15 protein-coding genes and 1 pseudogene are annotated in these 14,808 nt (G+C 52.8%); 14 read left to right on the forward strand and 2 right to left on the reverse strand.

The features are described from left to right. Nucleotides 1-30 precede the first annotated feature (30 nt). Nucleotides 31-615 carry a LemA family protein gene (locus tag BQ7483_RS00725; protein WP_072544480.1) on the forward strand — a complete coding sequence of 195 codons (585 nt, stop codon included), beginning with the start codon at nt 31-33 and terminating at the stop codon, nt 613-615. Nucleotides 616-703: 88 nt separating this feature from the next. On the opposite strand, the gene BQ7483_RS00730 is transcribed toward BQ7483_RS00725, so the two are convergent. Next, nucleotides 704-1,771: a hypothetical protein gene (locus tag BQ7483_RS00730; RefSeq protein ID WP_022021085.1), complete on the reverse strand. Its 1,068-nt coding sequence runs from the start codon at nt 1,769-1,771 to the stop codon at nt 704-706. A 211-nt stretch (nt 1,772-1,982) separates the two neighbouring features. On the opposite strand from BQ7483_RS00730, the gene BQ7483_RS00735 reads away from it, so the two are divergent. The 8 genes from BQ7483_RS00735 to pyrF all read left to right on the forward strand — a co-directional run bounded on the left by BQ7483_RS00735 (nt 1,983) and on the right by pyrF (nt 8,104). Then, nucleotides 1,983-3,134 (forward strand): AIR synthase-related protein, encoded by a 1,152-nt coding sequence (locus tag BQ7483_RS00735; RefSeq protein ID WP_072544482.1) that lies wholly within the window; start codon nt 1,983-1,985, stop codon nt 3,132-3,134. A gap of 144 nt (nt 3,135-3,278) precedes the next feature. Continuing rightward, the gene (locus tag BQ7483_RS00740) at nt 3,279-3,536 is read left to right on the forward strand and encodes a hypothetical protein (protein ID WP_072544483.1); all 258 of its coding nucleotides are present in this window, start codon (nt 3,279-3,281) and stop codon (nt 3,534-3,536) included. Nucleotides 3,537-3,563: 27 nt separating this feature from the next. Then, a complete protein-coding gene (locus BQ7483_RS00745; RefSeq protein WP_072544484.1) occupies nt 3,564-3,842 on the forward strand; it encodes a hypothetical protein in 279 nt (92 codons plus the stop codon). Nucleotides 3,843-3,862: 20 nt separating this feature from the next. Further along, nucleotides 3,863-4,141 (forward strand): hypothetical protein, encoded by a 279-nt coding sequence (locus BQ7483_RS00750; protein WP_072544485.1) that lies wholly within the window; start codon nt 3,863-3,865, stop codon nt 4,139-4,141. Nucleotides 4,142-4,162: 21 nt separating this feature from the next. Next, the gene (gene prfA / locus BQ7483_RS00755; protein ID WP_022021092.1) at nt 4,163-5,275 is read left to right on the forward strand and encodes a peptide chain release factor 1; all 1,113 of its coding nucleotides are present in this window, start codon (nt 4,163-4,165) and stop codon (nt 5,273-5,275) included. A gap of 17 nt (nt 5,276-5,292) precedes the next feature. Then, nucleotides 5,293-6,588: a DNA methyltransferase gene (locus BQ7483_RS00760; protein WP_235847278.1), complete on the forward strand. Its 1,296-nt coding sequence runs from the start codon at nt 5,293-5,295 to the stop codon at nt 6,586-6,588. Then, nucleotides 6,569-7,276: an MjaI family restriction endonuclease gene (locus BQ7483_RS00765; protein WP_072544487.1), complete on the forward strand. Its 708-nt coding sequence runs from the start codon at nt 6,569-6,571 to the stop codon at nt 7,274-7,276. Before BQ7483_RS00760 ends, BQ7483_RS00765 begins: the two co-directional genes overlap by 20 nt. A 3-nt stretch (nt 7,277-7,279) precedes the next feature. After that, the gene (gene pyrF / locus BQ7483_RS00770; protein ID WP_072544488.1) at nt 7,280-8,104 is read left to right on the forward strand and encodes an orotidine-5'-phosphate decarboxylase; all 825 of its coding nucleotides are present in this window, start codon (nt 7,280-7,282) and stop codon (nt 8,102-8,104) included. A 97-nt stretch (nt 8,105-8,201) separates the two neighbouring features. Here the strand turns inward: pyrF and BQ7483_RS00775 are convergent. Beyond that, nucleotides 8,202-9,281: pseudogene (locus tag BQ7483_RS00775) on the reverse strand (alpha/beta hydrolase); the annotation flags it as partial. A gap of 185 nt (nt 9,282-9,466) precedes the next feature. Here BQ7483_RS00775 and BQ7483_RS00780 point away from each other — a divergent pair. The 5 genes from BQ7483_RS00780 to lpxA all read left to right on the forward strand — a co-directional run bounded on the left by BQ7483_RS00780 (nt 9,467) and on the right by lpxA (nt 14,769). Beyond that, complete coding sequence (locus BQ7483_RS00780) at nt 9,467-9,946, forward strand: DUF6078 family protein (protein WP_072544490.1); 480 nt, start codon at nt 9,467-9,469, stop codon at nt 9,944-9,946. A gap of 203 nt (nt 9,947-10,149) precedes the next feature. Further along, nucleotides 10,150-11,379: an HD domain-containing protein gene (locus BQ7483_RS00785; protein WP_072544491.1), complete on the forward strand. Its 1,230-nt coding sequence runs from the start codon at nt 10,150-10,152 to the stop codon at nt 11,377-11,379. An 85-nt stretch (nt 11,380-11,464) separates the two neighbouring features. Next, the gene (gene lpxD, locus BQ7483_RS00790) at nt 11,465-12,505 is read left to right on the forward strand and encodes a UDP-3-O-(3-hydroxymyristoyl)glucosamine N-acyltransferase (RefSeq protein ID WP_022020689.1); all 1,041 of its coding nucleotides are present in this window, start codon (nt 11,465-11,467) and stop codon (nt 12,503-12,505) included. A 3-nt stretch (nt 12,506-12,508) separates the two neighbouring features. Further along, nucleotides 12,509-13,894 (forward strand): bifunctional UDP-3-O-[3-hydroxymyristoyl] N-acetylglucosamine deacetylase/3-hydroxyacyl-ACP dehydratase, encoded by a 1,386-nt coding sequence (locus BQ7483_RS00795; protein WP_072544492.1) that lies wholly within the window; start codon nt 12,509-12,511, stop codon nt 13,892-13,894. A gap of 101 nt (nt 13,895-13,995) precedes the next feature. Next, nucleotides 13,996-14,769 carry an acyl-ACP--UDP-N-acetylglucosamine O-acyltransferase gene (gene lpxA / locus BQ7483_RS00800; protein ID WP_072544552.1) on the forward strand — a complete coding sequence of 258 codons (774 nt, stop codon included), beginning with the start codon at nt 13,996-13,998 and terminating at the stop codon, nt 14,767-14,769. The last annotated feature ends 39 nt before the right edge of the window (nt 14,770-14,808 follow it).

Below are 14,808 nucleotides of genomic sequence, written 5' to 3' on the forward strand. Positions count from 1 at the left end.
TATGATTCATTCATTAAAATACCGAACAATATGAAAAAAGTAACAATCATCATCCTTGTGGCCGTAGTGGCCATCATCGCTTTCTGGGCCATCAGCGGCTACAACAGCCTCGTCAGCATGGACGAGAACGTCAGCAACCAGTGGGCCAACGTCGAGACGCAGTACCAACGTCGTGCCGACCTCATCCCCAACCTGGTGAACACCGTCAAGGGCTATGCAGCCCACGAGAAAGAAACGCTGGAGGGTGTCATCGCCGCCCGCAGCCAAGCCACCCAAATCAAGGTAGACCCCACGGACCTGACACCCGAGAAGCTCGCCGAATACCAGAAGGCACAGGGCCAACTGGCCACCGCCCTGGGCAAATTGCTGGCCATCACCGAAAACTACCCCGACCTGAAGGCCAACCAGAACTTCCTGGAACTGCAGGCCCAGCTCGAAGGCACGGAGAACCGCATCAACGTGGCCCGCAAGAACTTCAACGATGCGGCCAAGGCCTACAACACCGACATCCGCCGCTTCCCCAAGAACATTCTCGCCGGCATGTTCGGCTTCGACAAGCGCGCCTACTTCGAGGCAGCCGAGGGTGCCGAGCAGGCGCCGCAGGTGCAGTTCTAAGAAACAAAAGAGAAGGCTGTCTCAAAATAAAAACAGAAGTTACATATCAGTACTTCCTCATTTTGAGACAGCCTTCTCTTCTTTATTTTTATTCTACCGTTTCAGAAAACAGGACTATCGACCACGACATCCAGTCTGTCAAATCATCCACATCATACAGCACTTCCCTGAAAAGCTTCATCTCCTGCTGTTCTTCCTCGGTCAGGCCAGCCATTCCCTTGCCTTGCATAAACCGGTCGAGCGCATCATACCGGCTGGGATTACTGATGGTCCAAGTAAAGGCATCGCCTCCCCAGAACATAAGTTCCAATTCATAAAAATCTCCATTAGGAGTATTCACCTTACGGAATGGTGAAGCCGGTCCTTCTGAAGACCCGAACCATTGTTCCGAGAACTTTTCATATTGCTCCGGAGTCAAAATCCAGTACATATTTTGATAATCTACCCAATAATAAGCCTTCATCCACTCTTCGTAATCAGACTGTCCGAACCGTTTCAGCCAGGTAGTGAAAGTTCCGTCTGCATGAAATACCAATTTCATGCCACTGAACTCCTGAGCGATACGAAGACGTATCTTGTCCAGAACGGACTGTACAAAATCCCAACTGTCCCACGTCTCGCCCTGCCATTGCACCGTACCTCCTCCAGGACCGGCGGAAACACTCAGGCAATCTTCATTAAAATTATATTCATACGGTTGCTCCACTATCACATCGTGACTGAAAGAGTGGGTACACTCTATTTTCAGGCTCTTGCCCCCTTCCGCATCGGAACTCTGATAAAGGCCACTCACTTCAACATAATGACCTGTAAGAGGAAGGCCTTCATTGGTTCCCTTCAAAACAATCTGCCCGTTATCGGGAGCAATCTGCACCAAAGCCTGTACCGCATGCAAAGGTACAATCTTGTCAATGGTCATCAGCAGGAGGGTGCTATCCCCTTCAACCGGTTCAAAAGTAACCTGACAATCATCTACTTCATATCCATTTATCTTCAACGACAAGGCATCATCTGCAAATGACAATCCTTCCGCATATAGCTCAGCCGGATCGGTCAACTGTACCGGCTCTTCATTGGAACAAGACTGCATGCCCATTATCAGACACATTCCAATAACGCCCATCCAGCTTTTCCTTGCAAAAAAACTTGTTTTCATGGTTTATTTTATTTTTGTGATTTCTGCAAATGTAATCATTTCATGCCATTCAAGCAAGTAAACAAATAGATTTCTTGTATCGAAGAATCTACAGATTGGCAGCAAATACCTGATTGAACAGTAGGCTGCTACAAGAATATTCCCTATCTTTGCACAACCGATTAAGAACCCAAAAACATTTATACATATCATGAGCAGTAACCAACGATACATGATGCGCGGCGTAAGCGCATCGAAGGAGGACGTTCACAACGCCATCAAGAACATCGACAAGGGTATTTTCCCGCAGGCCTTCTGCAAGATTATCCCCGACATACTGGGCGGCGACCCGGAGTATTGCAACATCATGCACGCCGACGGCGCAGGCACCAAGTCCTCGCTCGCCTACCTGTACTGGAAGGAGACGGGCGACCTCTCGGTGTGGAAAGGCATCGCGCAGGACGCGCTCATCATGAACATCGACGACCTGCTCTGCGTGGGCGCCGTGGACAACATCCTCGTCTCCTCCACCATCGGACGCAACAAGCTGCTGGTGCCGGGCGAAGTCATCTCCGCCATCATCAACGGCACGGACGAACTGCTGGCCGAGCTGCGTGAAATGGGCGTAGGCGTCTATGCCACGGGCGGCGAGACGGCCGACGTGGGCGACCTGGTGCGCACCATCATCGTGGACTCTACCGTGACCTGCCGCATGAAGCGCGCCGACGTCATCAACAACGCCAACATCCGTCCGGGCGACGTCATCGTGGGCCTCGCCAGCTACGGACAGGCTACTTACGAGAAGGAATACAACGGCGGCATGGGCAGCAACGGCCTGACCTCGGCCCGCCATGATGTCTTTGCCAAGTATCTGGCAGAGAAATATCCGGAGAGCTACGACAAGGCCGTGCCCGACGAACTGGTGTACAGCGGCCAGCTGAAGCTGACCGACAAGGTAGAAGGCAGTCCGCTGGATGCAGGCAAGCTCGTCCTCTCGCCCACCCGTACCTATGCGCCGGTTGTCAAGAAGCTGCTCGACGCCCTGCGCCCCCAGATTCACGGTATGGTACACTGCTCGGGCGGCGCACAGACCAAGGTGCTGCACTTCGTGGGCGACAACTGCCGCGTCATCAAGGACAACCTCTTCCCCGTACCTCCCCTGTTCCGCACCATCAAGGAGCAGAGCGATACCGACTGGGCCGAGATGTACAAGGTATTCAACATGGGACACCGTCTGGAAGTTTACCTCTCGCCCGAGCATGCCGAGGAAGTCATCGCCATCTCGAAGTCGTTCAACATCGACGCACAGGTCATCGGCCGCATCGAGGAGAGCGACAAGAAGGAGCTGATTATCCGTTCGGAGTTCGGTGAGTTCAGGTATTAATGAAAGATATTGAGCGCTATGGGCTATGTAGTCATTGTTCTGATTGTGGTGTGTGTATTGGCTTGGGGGCAATATTACCGGAGCAATACCCGCCGCAAGAGGAAATAAAGACACGGTAAAAGAGATAAACAATACTCCAAGGTCATGAAGAAAACTCTTGGAAAGCTCATTTTGTATGTCATACTGTGGGTAGTAGCAGGTGCCGTATTGAGCGTTGTAGCCACACGCATCAGTTCAGATTATCTGCACAGCCTGGCTGTCATAGGTCCGCCCATGGTGGTAGGTTACCTGTCCAGTCTCGAAGACGGAGAGAAGAAGGGCTGCCGGTTGCGGTGGTGGCGGTTGGTACTGCTGATAGGCATAGTCACCACAGCGTTTTGGCTACTTGATAAATGTATGTAACAAGAACAACTCTTCAAGATAAGAATTATGGAACGAGAACACCAAGGTTGCCTGATAGGCATTAGCATGGTAGCCGTCTGTGGAGCTATCCTCTTTGTGGCTTACAAGTGGGATATTCCATTCCTGAAGTGCGTCTGCTACCTGTTGCCGGCTCTCATCGGATCCTACATAGGCAGCCAATATTTCAGCAACGAGAAGCAGCGGGTGAAGAACCGCTTCTCGCGCCGGACATGGAGTTGGCTTGTTGTCGGCTTTTTCCTGCTGGCTGCATTACTGGCGTGGCTGTTTGAGGGAAGATTGTGGTAAAACAATAAATAGACAAAGATATGAAACACTTGCTCAAAGTCATTCTCGTGGCCATTGTCATCCTTACCTTCTGCTTCGGACTTTACGTCCTCAGCGACCAGTGGGATGCGCCTGTTCTCCGATTCCTGAACTACACCATCATCGGTGTAGCCACTGGAATCTACTCAGGTCCCCGTCTTGCTCCCGAAGCCGATAAGGCGAAGTATCGCATGACTCCCAGGAAATGGATACTGAGCATCGCAGGCGTAGTCGTGTTTGCGGCAGTGCTGGCGTGGCTGGTTGAGGGGAGGTTGTGGTAATAATAGAATAATACGAAATAAATGGCAGAAAACAACACCATACTGGAAAAGCTCGACGGCCTCGTGGCCCGCTTCGAGGAAGTATCGACACTGATTACCGACCCGGCAGTCATTGCCGACCAGAAGCGGTACGTCAAGCTGACGAAAGAATACAAGGAACTGGGCGACCTGATGGACGCCCGCAAGGAATACATGCAGGTATTGAACGGCATCGACGAGGCCAAGGACATCATCGCCAACGAAACCGATGCCGAGATGCGCGACATGGCCCGCGAGGAACTTGATGCCTGCCAGACGCGCCTGCCCGAACTGGAAGAGCACATCAAGCTGCTACTCGTTCCGGCCGACCCGCAGGACAGCCGTAACGCCATCCTCGAAATACGTGGCGGTACGGGTGGCGACGAAGCGGCCATCTTTGCAGGCGACCTCTTCCGCATGTACTCCAAGTACTGCGACATCAAGGGCTGGAAGCTCGAAGTGTCCAGCGCCAACGAAGGGGCTGCCGGCGGCTTCAAAGAAATCATCTGCTCCGTCACGGGCGAGAATGTCTACGGCACACTGAAGTATGAGTCGGGCGTGCACCGCGTACAGCGCGTGCCGGCCACGGAGACACAGGGCCGCGTGCATACCTCGGCCGCCTCGGTAGCCGTGCTGCCCGAAGCGGAGCCCTTCGATGTGGAAATCAACGAAGGCGAAATCAAGTGGGACACCTTCCGAAGCGGCGGTGCAGGCGGTCAGAACGTGAACAAGGTAGAATCGGGCGTGCGTCTGCGCTACAACTGGAAGAACCCCAACACGGGTGTCGTAGAGGAGATTCTCATCGAGTGTACCGAGACGCGCGACCAGCCCAAGAACAAGGAGCGCGCCCTCTCGCGCCTGCGCACCTTCATCTACGACAAGGAGCACCAGAAGTACATCGACGACATCGCCTCCAAGCGCAAGACGATGGTCAGCACAGGCGACCGCTCGGCTAAGATACGCACTTACAACTATCCGCAGGGACGCATCACCGACCACCGCATCAACTACACCATCTACAACCTGGCCGCCTTCATGGACGGTGACATACAGGACTGCATCGACCACCTCATCGTGGCCGAGAATGCGGAACGGCTGAAGGAAAGTGAATTGTAAAAAAAACAACTATTCATATGCAAACAAACCATATACATATCAACGGAGATAGCAGACAAATGAATCTGATACCGGACAAGTCTGTTCATCTCATCATTACTTCTCCCCCTTATTGGCAACTAAAAGACTATGGGACAGAAGATCAAATCGGTTTTCATGATAGTTATGAAACCTATATCAACAATTTAAATCTTGTATGGAAGGAGTGTTATCGTATCTTACATGATGGTTGCCGTATGTGTATTAATATCGGCGATCAGTTTGCACGATCAGTTTACTACGGACGCTATAAAGTCATTCCTATTCGAACAGAAATTATTAAATTCTGTGAAACATTGGGTATGGATTATATGGGGGCTGTCATCTGGCAAAAGCAAACAACTATGAATACGACAGGAGGGGGTGCCATCATGGGTAGTTTCCCATATCCACGCAATGGCATTCTTAAAATGGATTATGAATTTATCCTGATATTTAAAAAATTAGGCAACGCCCCCAAACCAACTTTCGAGCAAAAACAACTATCTGCAATGACTAAAGCAGAATGGAACACATACTTTTCTTCACATTGGACATTTGGAGGAGCCCGGCAAGACGGACACATTGCAGTATTTCCCGAAGAATTGCCAACCAGATTGATTAAGATGTTTTCTTTCGTAGGAGAAACGGTATTCGATCCGTTCATGGGAAGCGGAACAACAGCATTAGCCGCCCGTAATTTGGGAAGGAACTCTATTGGATATGAAATCAATCCTGAATTCATATCATATTATAAAGAGAAACTACAAACAGTACAAAAAGATATCAACCAAACGACATATCTCTTCAAACAGGATAAATTAAAAGGTAATATCAACCAGTTTATCGACCAATTGCCCTACATCTTCCATGACCCGCATAAGATGGACAAGAAAATTGATATAAAAAAAATTTCATTTGGTTCTACAATATCCAAAGATGACAGCCATAAAAGAGAGGAGTATTATTCTGTAAAAGATGTAATAAGTGCAAGTACTCTGATATTGAACAATGGTTTAAAGGTTCATCTGCTAGGCATTAAAGAAAAAGAAGATATAAAAGAACAAGCTGTCGAATTTATCCGAAAAAAAGTAAAAGGGCGAAAAGTCTTTATGAAATACGATACGACCAAGTTTGATGATAATGATTGCCTGCTTTGTTATCTTTATCTTGATAATAAAACATTCATAAATGCTCATATTTTAAAAGCTGGATTAGCCAACGTAGATGAAAGTATCAATTTTAAATACAAAAATAAATTTTTAGACATAATTTATGGAAAAAGTCTGGACTAACGGAGCTGAAGGACATAATTCTAAATATAAAAGAGAAACCTTGCTCAATTATGGAATGAATCGCTGGGGACTTAACAAAGCCAGTAGCGTAGGAGCAACCTCTGAACTTATCCGAGAATGTGCACCTTCTTCTTATGAAGATTGGGTAGAATTTTATTTTAATGAAGCTGTTCAAAAGAAGAAGAGAGGGATTAAGATCACCCAAGAATACCTTCGGACTCTTGGAGAAGAATTGTATATGAGACTTTCTGAAAATGTACAAAGTGAATTGGCCAGCATTACAGAAGAAGAATGCGTTGACTATGTTTACAATCTGGTCATCAATCGTACTTACGAGGGCTACGTTACAGAAATCGAAACCATATACGGACAATTAACCAAGATATTGGGATATCCTATTGAATCTGCTCCAGATCAATGGGACCGCACATTCGGTGTAGATTTCTATATTTCAATCCAAGATTATTATATCGGCATACAAATCAAACCGGTTTCAACCCGAATGTCCATCAACCAATATCAATGGATAGAGCAAAACAGAAACAACCACCATCGTTTTACGGAAAAATACAAAGGAAAAGTATTCTTTGTATTCTCCAAAAAGAACTCAGCTGGCAAAAAACAAATCGACAATATTGAGGTTATAGAAGAAATTAAAGCAGAAATAGAACGTTTAAAGCATTTATAAGACATGAACAAGCAACAACTCTTTGAAAACATCAAGAAGAAACAGTCGTTCCTCTGCGTGGGGCTCGACACGGACATCAAGAAGATTCCCGAACATCTGCTGAAGGAAGAAGACCCCATCTTCGCCTTCAACAAGGCCATCATCGACGCAACGCAGGACCTCTGCATCGCCTACAAGCCCAACCTGGCTTTCTACGAGAGCATGGGCGTGAAGGGATGGATGGCCTTCGAGAAGACCGTGAACTACATCAAGCAGAACTATCCCGACCAGTTCATCATCGCCGACGCCAAGCGCGGCGACATCGGCAACACGTCGGCCATGTATGCCCGCACCTTCTTCGAGGAGCTGGACATCGACTCCGTGACCGTGGCTCCCTACATGGGCGAGGACAGTGTGACGCCGTTCCTGACGTACAAAGGCAAGTGGGTCATCCTGCTGGCACTGACCAGCAACAAGGGTTCGCACGACTTCCAGCTGACGATGGACGTGGACGGTGAACGCCTCTTCGAGAAAGTGCTCCGCAAAAGCCAGCAGTGGGCCAACGACGAGAACATGATGTACGTGGTAGGCGCCACGCAGGGACGCATGTTCGAGGACATCCGCAAGATTGTGCCCCACCACTTCCTACTCGTGCCGGGCGTAGGTGCCCAGGGCGGTTCGCTGGAAGAAGTCTGCAAGTATGGCATGACGAAGGAGTGCGGCCTCATCGTCAACTCCAGCCGCGGCATCATCTATGTGGACAAGACGGAGAACTTCGCCGCCGCCAGCCGCAAGGCCGCACAGGAAGTGCAGGCTCAGATGGCCGAGCAGCTGAAGGCTATTCTCTGATTTTGCAGGAAGCTCCATTATATAACAGGGGTGCTGTTCATACATGAGATGAACGGCACCCCTGTTTCGTTGAAGGAGTACGCCTTACAACCTTACTTTTCAGATACTCCCTGAAGAAGCTCTCAATCCGGTCGAACGGAATCACCTTCAGATTGTCGTACAGGTCGGTGTGGTTGGCGCCGGGGATGAGGAGCAGCTCCTTGTTGTCGCCCGTCAGCTTCTGGAAGGCATCCCGGCTGAAGTAGCACGAATGGGCCTTGTCGCCGTGAATCATCAGGACGGCGCTGCGTATCTCGTTGCTGTAGGTCAGGATGGTCATGTTGAGGAACGACAGGGCAGAGGTCTTGTTCCATCCGTCGTTCGAGTTGAGCGAACGCTTGTGGTAGCCGCGCGGCGTCTTGTAGTAGGCGTAGTAGTCCTTCACGAACTGGGGCGCGTCGGCAGGCAGCGGGTCCACCACACCGCCGGCACGTTCGTAGGAGCCGTTGCGGTAGTCAGCCGTACGCTGGGCGTTGAGCTGGCGGCGGAGTTCGTAACGCTGGTCGGCGTCCATCGAGTCGAAGTAACCGTTGGCCGTGACGCGGCTCATGTCGTACATGGTCGAGGTGACCGTCGCCTTGATGCGTGTATCAATGGCGGCGGCGTTCAAGGCCATGCCTCCCCAACCGCAGATGCCGAGGATGCCAATGCGCTCGGGGTCCACATCGTCGCGGGTAGACAGATAGTCCACCGCCGCGCAGAAGTCTTCCGTATTGATGTCGGGCGAAGCTACATAGCGTGGCTGGCCGCCGCTCTCGCCCGTAAACGAGGGGTCGAAGGCAAGGGTCAGAAAGCCGCGCTCGGCCAGCATCTGTGCATAGAGGCCGGACGACTGCTCCTTGACGGCTCCGAACGGTCCGCTCACAGCAATGGCTGCCAGCTTGCCCACGGCCTGCTTCGGCACGTAGAGGTCGGCCGCAAGCGTAATGCCGTAGCGGTTGTGGAAGGTCACTTTACTATGATTCACTTTGTCGCTCTGCGGGAACACCTTGTCCCACTCGCTGGTCAATTCCAATTTTTCCATATTCTGTTGGTTTGAAGAGTTACACTCGTCCGTAACGTTTGCCGCACCGGCGGCGGTGAGGCCTGTCAGCAGGAGGGCCGCCAGCAGGCAGGGGAGGGATTTCTTTCTGTTCATGTCTTACACCTATTTATATTGCAAAGATACGGCGGAGGACGCCCCGCCGTGTATACGGATTACGGAAGAAATGACGGAGATTACGGATAGATGTACGGATTTCTGCCGAATTCTCTCCGCCTCCCCCTTGTTTATCTCCCTGAAATCTCCTACCTTTGGGCGTAAACAAATAAGGACATCCAATTATGAATCACGAAAACACCACCGTCACCTCTTCAGGAAAGACGAACAACATACCCAAAGACTACATCTACTGCCCTGCCGCCGACGGGGCCTGTCCCCGCACTCCGCAATGCCTGCGTGCCATCGCCTACCGCCAGCTGACGGCAACGGAGACTCCGGCCAAGCCCGGCCCTATCCGCATCGTGCATCCTGCCTGTGTCGCAAACGCGACAGACGGATGCGAATACTACCGCGACAGCACGCCCGTCCGCTTCGCACAGGGCATGACGAAGCTGTTCGACGAAATCCCCCACCGGCTGGAGGCGGACATCAGACGCCGCATCATGGCCTGCTTCTCCTGCCGGAGCTATTACTTCCAAAGCCGGAAGGGCGAACGCCTCATCACGCCCAAGGAGCAACAGAATATAGCCAACGTCTTCCGTCGGGCGGGACTGAAAGCCGAACCAGAGTTTGATAACTACGTCGAGGAAACTTATTGGTAATCAGCCGCCAAGCAGTTTATTTCAGTTTACTAAAAATAAACTGCCAGTTTAACCGTAATAAACTGATAGTTTAAAAGCATTAAACTGACAGTTTAAACGGAGTAAACTGACGGTTTAAAGGCTTTGAACCGGGAGTACACTGACGGTAAACGGAGACCATCTGCTTATCGTCCTATCCTATCCTCACACTAAAAACAGAAAACATGAGCTACGAACGCAAAATCATCAACGACCCCGTCTTCGGGTTCATCAACATACCGAAAGGGCTGCTCTACGACCTCGTGTGCCATCCGCTGCTGCAACGCCTCACGCGCATCCGCCAGCTGGGCCTGTCGTCCGTGGTCTATCCCGGTGCCCAGCATACGCGCTTCCAGCACTCGCTCGGCGCCTTCTACCTGATGACCGAGGCCATCCAGCACCTGACGGCCAAGGGCAACTTCATCTTCGACAGCGAGGCCGAAGCCGTCAAGGCCGCCATCCTGATGCACGACATCGGCCACGGGCCCTTCTCGCACGTGCTGGAAGACACCATCGTGCGCGGCGTCTCCCACGAAGACATCTCCCTGCTGCTGATGGAGCGCATCAACCGCGAGATGAACGGACAGCTCACGCTGGCCATCCAGATATTCAAGGACGAGTATCCCAAGCGCTTCCTCCACCAGCTGGTCAGCGGCCAGCTGGACATGGACCGCCTGGACTACCTGCGCCGCGACAGCTTCTACACAGGCGTCACCGAGGGAAACATCGGCTCGGCGCGCATCATCAAGATGCTCGACGTCAAGGACGACCACCTTGTCGTCGAGGAGAAAGGCATCTACTCCATCGAAAACTTCCTCATGGCCCGCCGCCTGATGTACTGGCAGGTGTATCTGCACAAGGCCTCCGTGGCCTACGAGCGGATGCTCATCGCCGCCCTGCTCCGCGCCAAGGAGCTGGCCGCCAAGGGTGAAGACCTCTTCGCCTCGCCCGCCCTGCGCTTCTTCCTCTACAACGACGTAGACCGCACGCGCTTCTACGACGACCCGGCCTGCCTGGAGAACTTCATCCGCCTGGACGACAACGACATCTGGACCTCGCTCAAGGTGTGGTGCGGACACCCCGACAAAGTACTCTCCACACTGAGCAAGGGCATGGTAGAACGCCGCCTGTTCAAGGTGGAAATCTCCTCCGAACCCGCCACCGAGGAGCGCAAGCAGGAACTGACGGCACAGATAGCCGCCGCGCTGGACCTGACGCCCGCCGAAGCCGCCTGGTTCGTCTCCATCCCCAGCATCGAGAAGAACATGTACAACCCCGCCGACGACAGCATCGACATCCTCTACAAGGACGGCACCACGAAGAACATCGCCGAGGCATCGGACATGCTCAACATCCAGCTGCTCTCGAAGAAGGTAAAAAAATACTACCTTTGCTACCTGCGTCTGCATAGATAAGTATAAAATATTCACCCGAGGACAAGGAAATATAAAAAAAAAGTCCGTTATTTGTGTTTTGAAAACCATTTAGCAAGAAACAGACATGGAATTTTCAGCCAAACAAATAGCTGCCTATATACAGGGAGAAATCGTGGGAGACGAGAACGCCACCGTGCATACCTTCGCCAAAATCGAGGAAGGCATCCCCGGCGCCATCTCTTTTCTGTCCAACCCGAAGTACACTCCCTACATCTACGAGTCGGAGGCCAGCATCATCCTGGTGAACAAGGACTTCGAGCCCGAGCATGAAGTGAAAGCCACCCTCATCAAGGTGGACAACGCCTACGAAAGCCTGGCCAAGCTGCTCACACTCTATGAGCAGAGCAAGCCGCGGCTGACGGGCATCGACCCGCTGGCCTTCGTAGCCCCCACGGCCAAGGTGGGAGCAAACGTCTACATCGGCCCCTTTGCCTACGTGGGCGACCATGTGGAGATAGGCGACAACACCGCCCTGCATCCGCGCGCCACCGTCTGTGCCGGAGCCCGCGTGGGCAGCGACTGCATCCTCTATCCGGGCGTGACGGTCTATCACGACTGCCGGGTGGGCAACCGCTGCATCCTGCATGCCGGATGCGTCATCGGCGCCGACGGCTTCGGATTTGCCCCCACGCCCGAAGGTTACGAAAAAATACCACAAATCGGCATCACCATCCTCGAGGACGACGTGGAGATAGGCGCCAACACGTGCGTGGACCGCGCCACGATGGGAGCCACCATCGTACACCGCGGCGTGAAGCTGGACAATCTTGTCCAGATAGCCCACAACGACGAGATTGGTTCGCACACGGTAATGGCCGCCCAGGTAGGCGTGGCCGGTTCGACCAAGGTGGGCGAATGGTGCATGTTCGGCGGCCAGGTGGGCATCGCGGGACATATCCACATCGGCGACAAGGTCGTGTTCGGCGCCCAGTCGGGCGTACCCAGCAGCACCAAGGGCAACCAGCGCCTGATAGGCACACCGCCCATGGAAGAGAAGCCCTACTTCAAGTCGCAGGCCATCTTCCGCAAGCTGCCCGACATGTACTTCGAGCTGAACGCGCTCCGCAAAGAACTGAATGAACTCAAAGAACAATTAAAGAAATAACCCATGTTGAAACAAAGGACTCTGAAAGAAAGCTTTTCGCTCAGCGGCAAAGGTCTTCACACGGGCCTCAACCTGACCGTAACCTTCAACCCGGCTCTCGAGAACCACGGATACAAAATCCAGCGGACCGACCTGGAAGGACAGCCCGTCATCGACGCCGTAGCCGAGAACGTGGTCGAGACGACACGCGGCACCGTGCTGGCCAAGAACAACGTGAAGGTCAGCACCGTGGAACATGGCATGGCAGCCCTCTATGCCCTGGGCATAGACAACTGCCTGATACAGGTGGACGGCCCCGAATTCCCCATCCTGGACGGAAGCGCCCAATATTACGTCAACGAAATAGAACGCGTAGGCACGGAGGAGCAGAACGCGGTGAAAGACTTCTACATCATCAAGTCGAAGACGGAGTTCCGCGACGAGAAGACCGGTTCGTCCATCATCCTGCTGCCCGACGAGAGCTTCAGCCTGAACGTGCTCATCTCCTACGACTCGAGCATCCTTCCCAACCAGTTTGCCACGCTGGAAGATATGGGCAAGTTCAAGGACGAAGTGGCCGCCAGCCGTACCTTCGTCTTTGTACGCGAAATAGAGCCGCTGCTCCAGGCGGGCCTCATCAAGGGAGGCGACCTGGACAACGCCATCGTCATCTACGAACGCGAGATGACGCAGGAGAACTTCGACAAGCTGGCCGACGTGATGGGCGTGCCCCACATGGACGCCAAGCACCTGGGCTACATCAACCACAAGCCGCTGGTATGGCCCAACGAATGTGCCCGCCACAAGCTGCTCGACGTCATCGGCGACATGGCCCTGATAGGCAAGCCCATCAAGGGACGCATCATCGCCACCCGTCCGGGCCACACCATCAACAACAAGTTCGCCCGCCAGATGCGCAAGGAAATTCGCCTGCACGAGATACAGGCCCCGACCTACGACTGCAACCGTCCACCCCTGATGGACGTGAACCGCATCCGCGAACTCCTGCCCCACCGCTACCCCATGCAACTGGTGGACAAGGTCATCGAAATGGGCGCCAACTACATCGTGGGCGTAAAGAACGTCACCTCCAACGAACCCTTCTTCCAGGGCCACTTCCCGCAGGAACCGGTCATGCCGGGCGTGCTGCAGATAGAGGCCATGGCACAGACGGGCGGCCTGCTGGTACTGAACTCCGTAGACGAACCCGAACGCTACTCCACCTACTTCCTGAAGATAGACGGCGTGAAGTTCCGCCAGAAGGTAGTGCCCGGCGACACGCTGATATTCCGCGTGGAACTGGAAGCCCCCATCCGCCGCGGCATCTCCACCATGAAAGGCTACGTCTTTGTAGGCGAGAAGGTGGTGTGCGAAGCCGAGTTCATGGCACAGATAGTAAAGAACAAATAAAATTAATAATGAAGAATGAAGAATGAAGAATTTCCTTGGAACACGCCTCATCGTGCAGCCTGAATTCTTCATTCTTCATTCTTAATTCTTCATTTAATTATATGATCAGTCCCTTAGCATACATCCATCCCGAAGCGAAGATAGGCGAAAACGTGGAAATCGCGCCTTTCGTCTTCATCGACAAGAATGTGGTCATCGGCGACAACAACAAGATTATGGCCCATGCCAGCATCCTGTACGGCAGCCGCATCGGCAACGGCAACACCATCTTTCCCGGTGCCGTCATCGGTGCCATCCCGCAGGACTTGAAGTTCAGGGGCGAGGATACGACCGCCGAGATTGGCGACAACAACCTCATCCGTGAGAACGTGACCGTGAACCGCGGCACAGCTGCCAAAGGACGCACCATCGTGGGCAACAACAACCTGCTGATGGAAAGCGTACACGTGGCCCACGATGCCCTGATAGGCAACGGCTGCATCATCGGCAACTCCACCAAGATGGCCGGCGAGATTGTCATCGACGACAACTCCATCATCAGTGCCAACGTGCTGATGCACCAGTTCTGCCGCGTGGGCGGATATGGCATGATCCAGGGCGGATGCCGCTTCAGCAAGGACATCCCGCCCTATATCATCGCCGGACGCGAGCCCATCTGCTACGCCGGACTGAACATCGTGGGCCTGCGCCGCCGCGGCTTCTCCAACGAGACCATTGAGGCCATCCACAATGCCTACCGCCTCATCTACCAGAGCGGCCTGAACACAACCGATGCCCTCAACAAGATTGAGGCCGAAATGGAAATGACTCCCGAGATACGCTACATCGTCGACTTCATCCGAAGCTCGAGCCGCGGCATCATCCCGGGAAAATGATACAGACAACCCGATTAGCAACCAAGAACCAACAAACTG

Source organism: Mediterranea massiliensis, assembly GCF_900128475.1.
In the GTDB taxonomy this organism is placed as follows: Bacteria; Bacteroidota; Bacteroidia; order Bacteroidales; family Bacteroidaceae; genus Bacteroides; species Bacteroides massiliensis_E.

Excerpts from the sequence above, each read along its gene's own strand:
- BQ7483_RS00795 (WP_072544492.1), top strand. The coding sequence starts at position 12,509 with ATGTTGAAACAAAGGACTCTGAAAGAAAGCTTTTCGCTCAGCGGCAAA.
- BQ7483_RS00740 (WP_072544483.1), top strand. The coding sequence starts at position 3,279 with ATGAAGAAAACTCTTGGAAAGCTCATTTTGTATGTCATACTGTGGGTA.
- lpxD (WP_022020689.1), top strand. The coding sequence starts at position 11,465 with ATGGAATTTTCAGCCAAACAAATAGCTGCCTATATACAGGGAGAAATC.
- BQ7483_RS00760 (WP_235847278.1), top strand. The coding sequence starts at position 5,293 with ATGCAAACAAACCATATACATATCAACGGAGATAGCAGACAAATGAAT.
- BQ7483_RS00785 (WP_072544491.1), top strand. The coding sequence starts at position 10,150 with ATGAGCTACGAACGCAAAATCATCAACGACCCCGTCTTCGGGTTCATC.
- BQ7483_RS00730 (WP_022021085.1), bottom strand. The coding sequence starts at position 1,771 with ATGAAAACAAGTTTTTTTGCAAGGAAAAGCTGGATGGGCGTTATTGGA.
- BQ7483_RS00750 (WP_072544485.1), top strand. The coding sequence starts at position 3,863 with ATGAAACACTTGCTCAAAGTCATTCTCGTGGCCATTGTCATCCTTACC.
- pyrF (WP_072544488.1), top strand. The coding sequence starts at position 7,280 with ATGAACAAGCAACAACTCTTTGAAAACATCAAGAAGAAACAGTCGTTC.
- lpxA (WP_072544552.1), top strand. The coding sequence starts at position 13,996 with ATGATCAGTCCCTTAGCATACATCCATCCCGAAGCGAAGATAGGCGAA.
- BQ7483_RS00765 (WP_072544487.1), top strand. The coding sequence starts at position 6,569 with ATGGAAAAAGTCTGGACTAACGGAGCTGAAGGACATAATTCTAAATAT.
- prfA (WP_022021092.1), top strand. The coding sequence starts at position 4,163 with ATGGCAGAAAACAACACCATACTGGAAAAGCTCGACGGCCTCGTGGCC.
- BQ7483_RS00780 (WP_072544490.1), top strand. The coding sequence starts at position 9,467 with ATGAATCACGAAAACACCACCGTCACCTCTTCAGGAAAGACGAACAAC.
- BQ7483_RS00725 (WP_072544480.1), top strand. The coding sequence starts at position 31 with ATGAAAAAAGTAACAATCATCATCCTTGTGGCCGTAGTGGCCATCATC.
- BQ7483_RS00735 (WP_072544482.1), top strand. The coding sequence starts at position 1,983 with ATGATGCGCGGCGTAAGCGCATCGAAGGAGGACGTTCACAACGCCATC.
- BQ7483_RS00745 (WP_072544484.1), top strand. The coding sequence starts at position 3,564 with ATGGAACGAGAACACCAAGGTTGCCTGATAGGCATTAGCATGGTAGCC.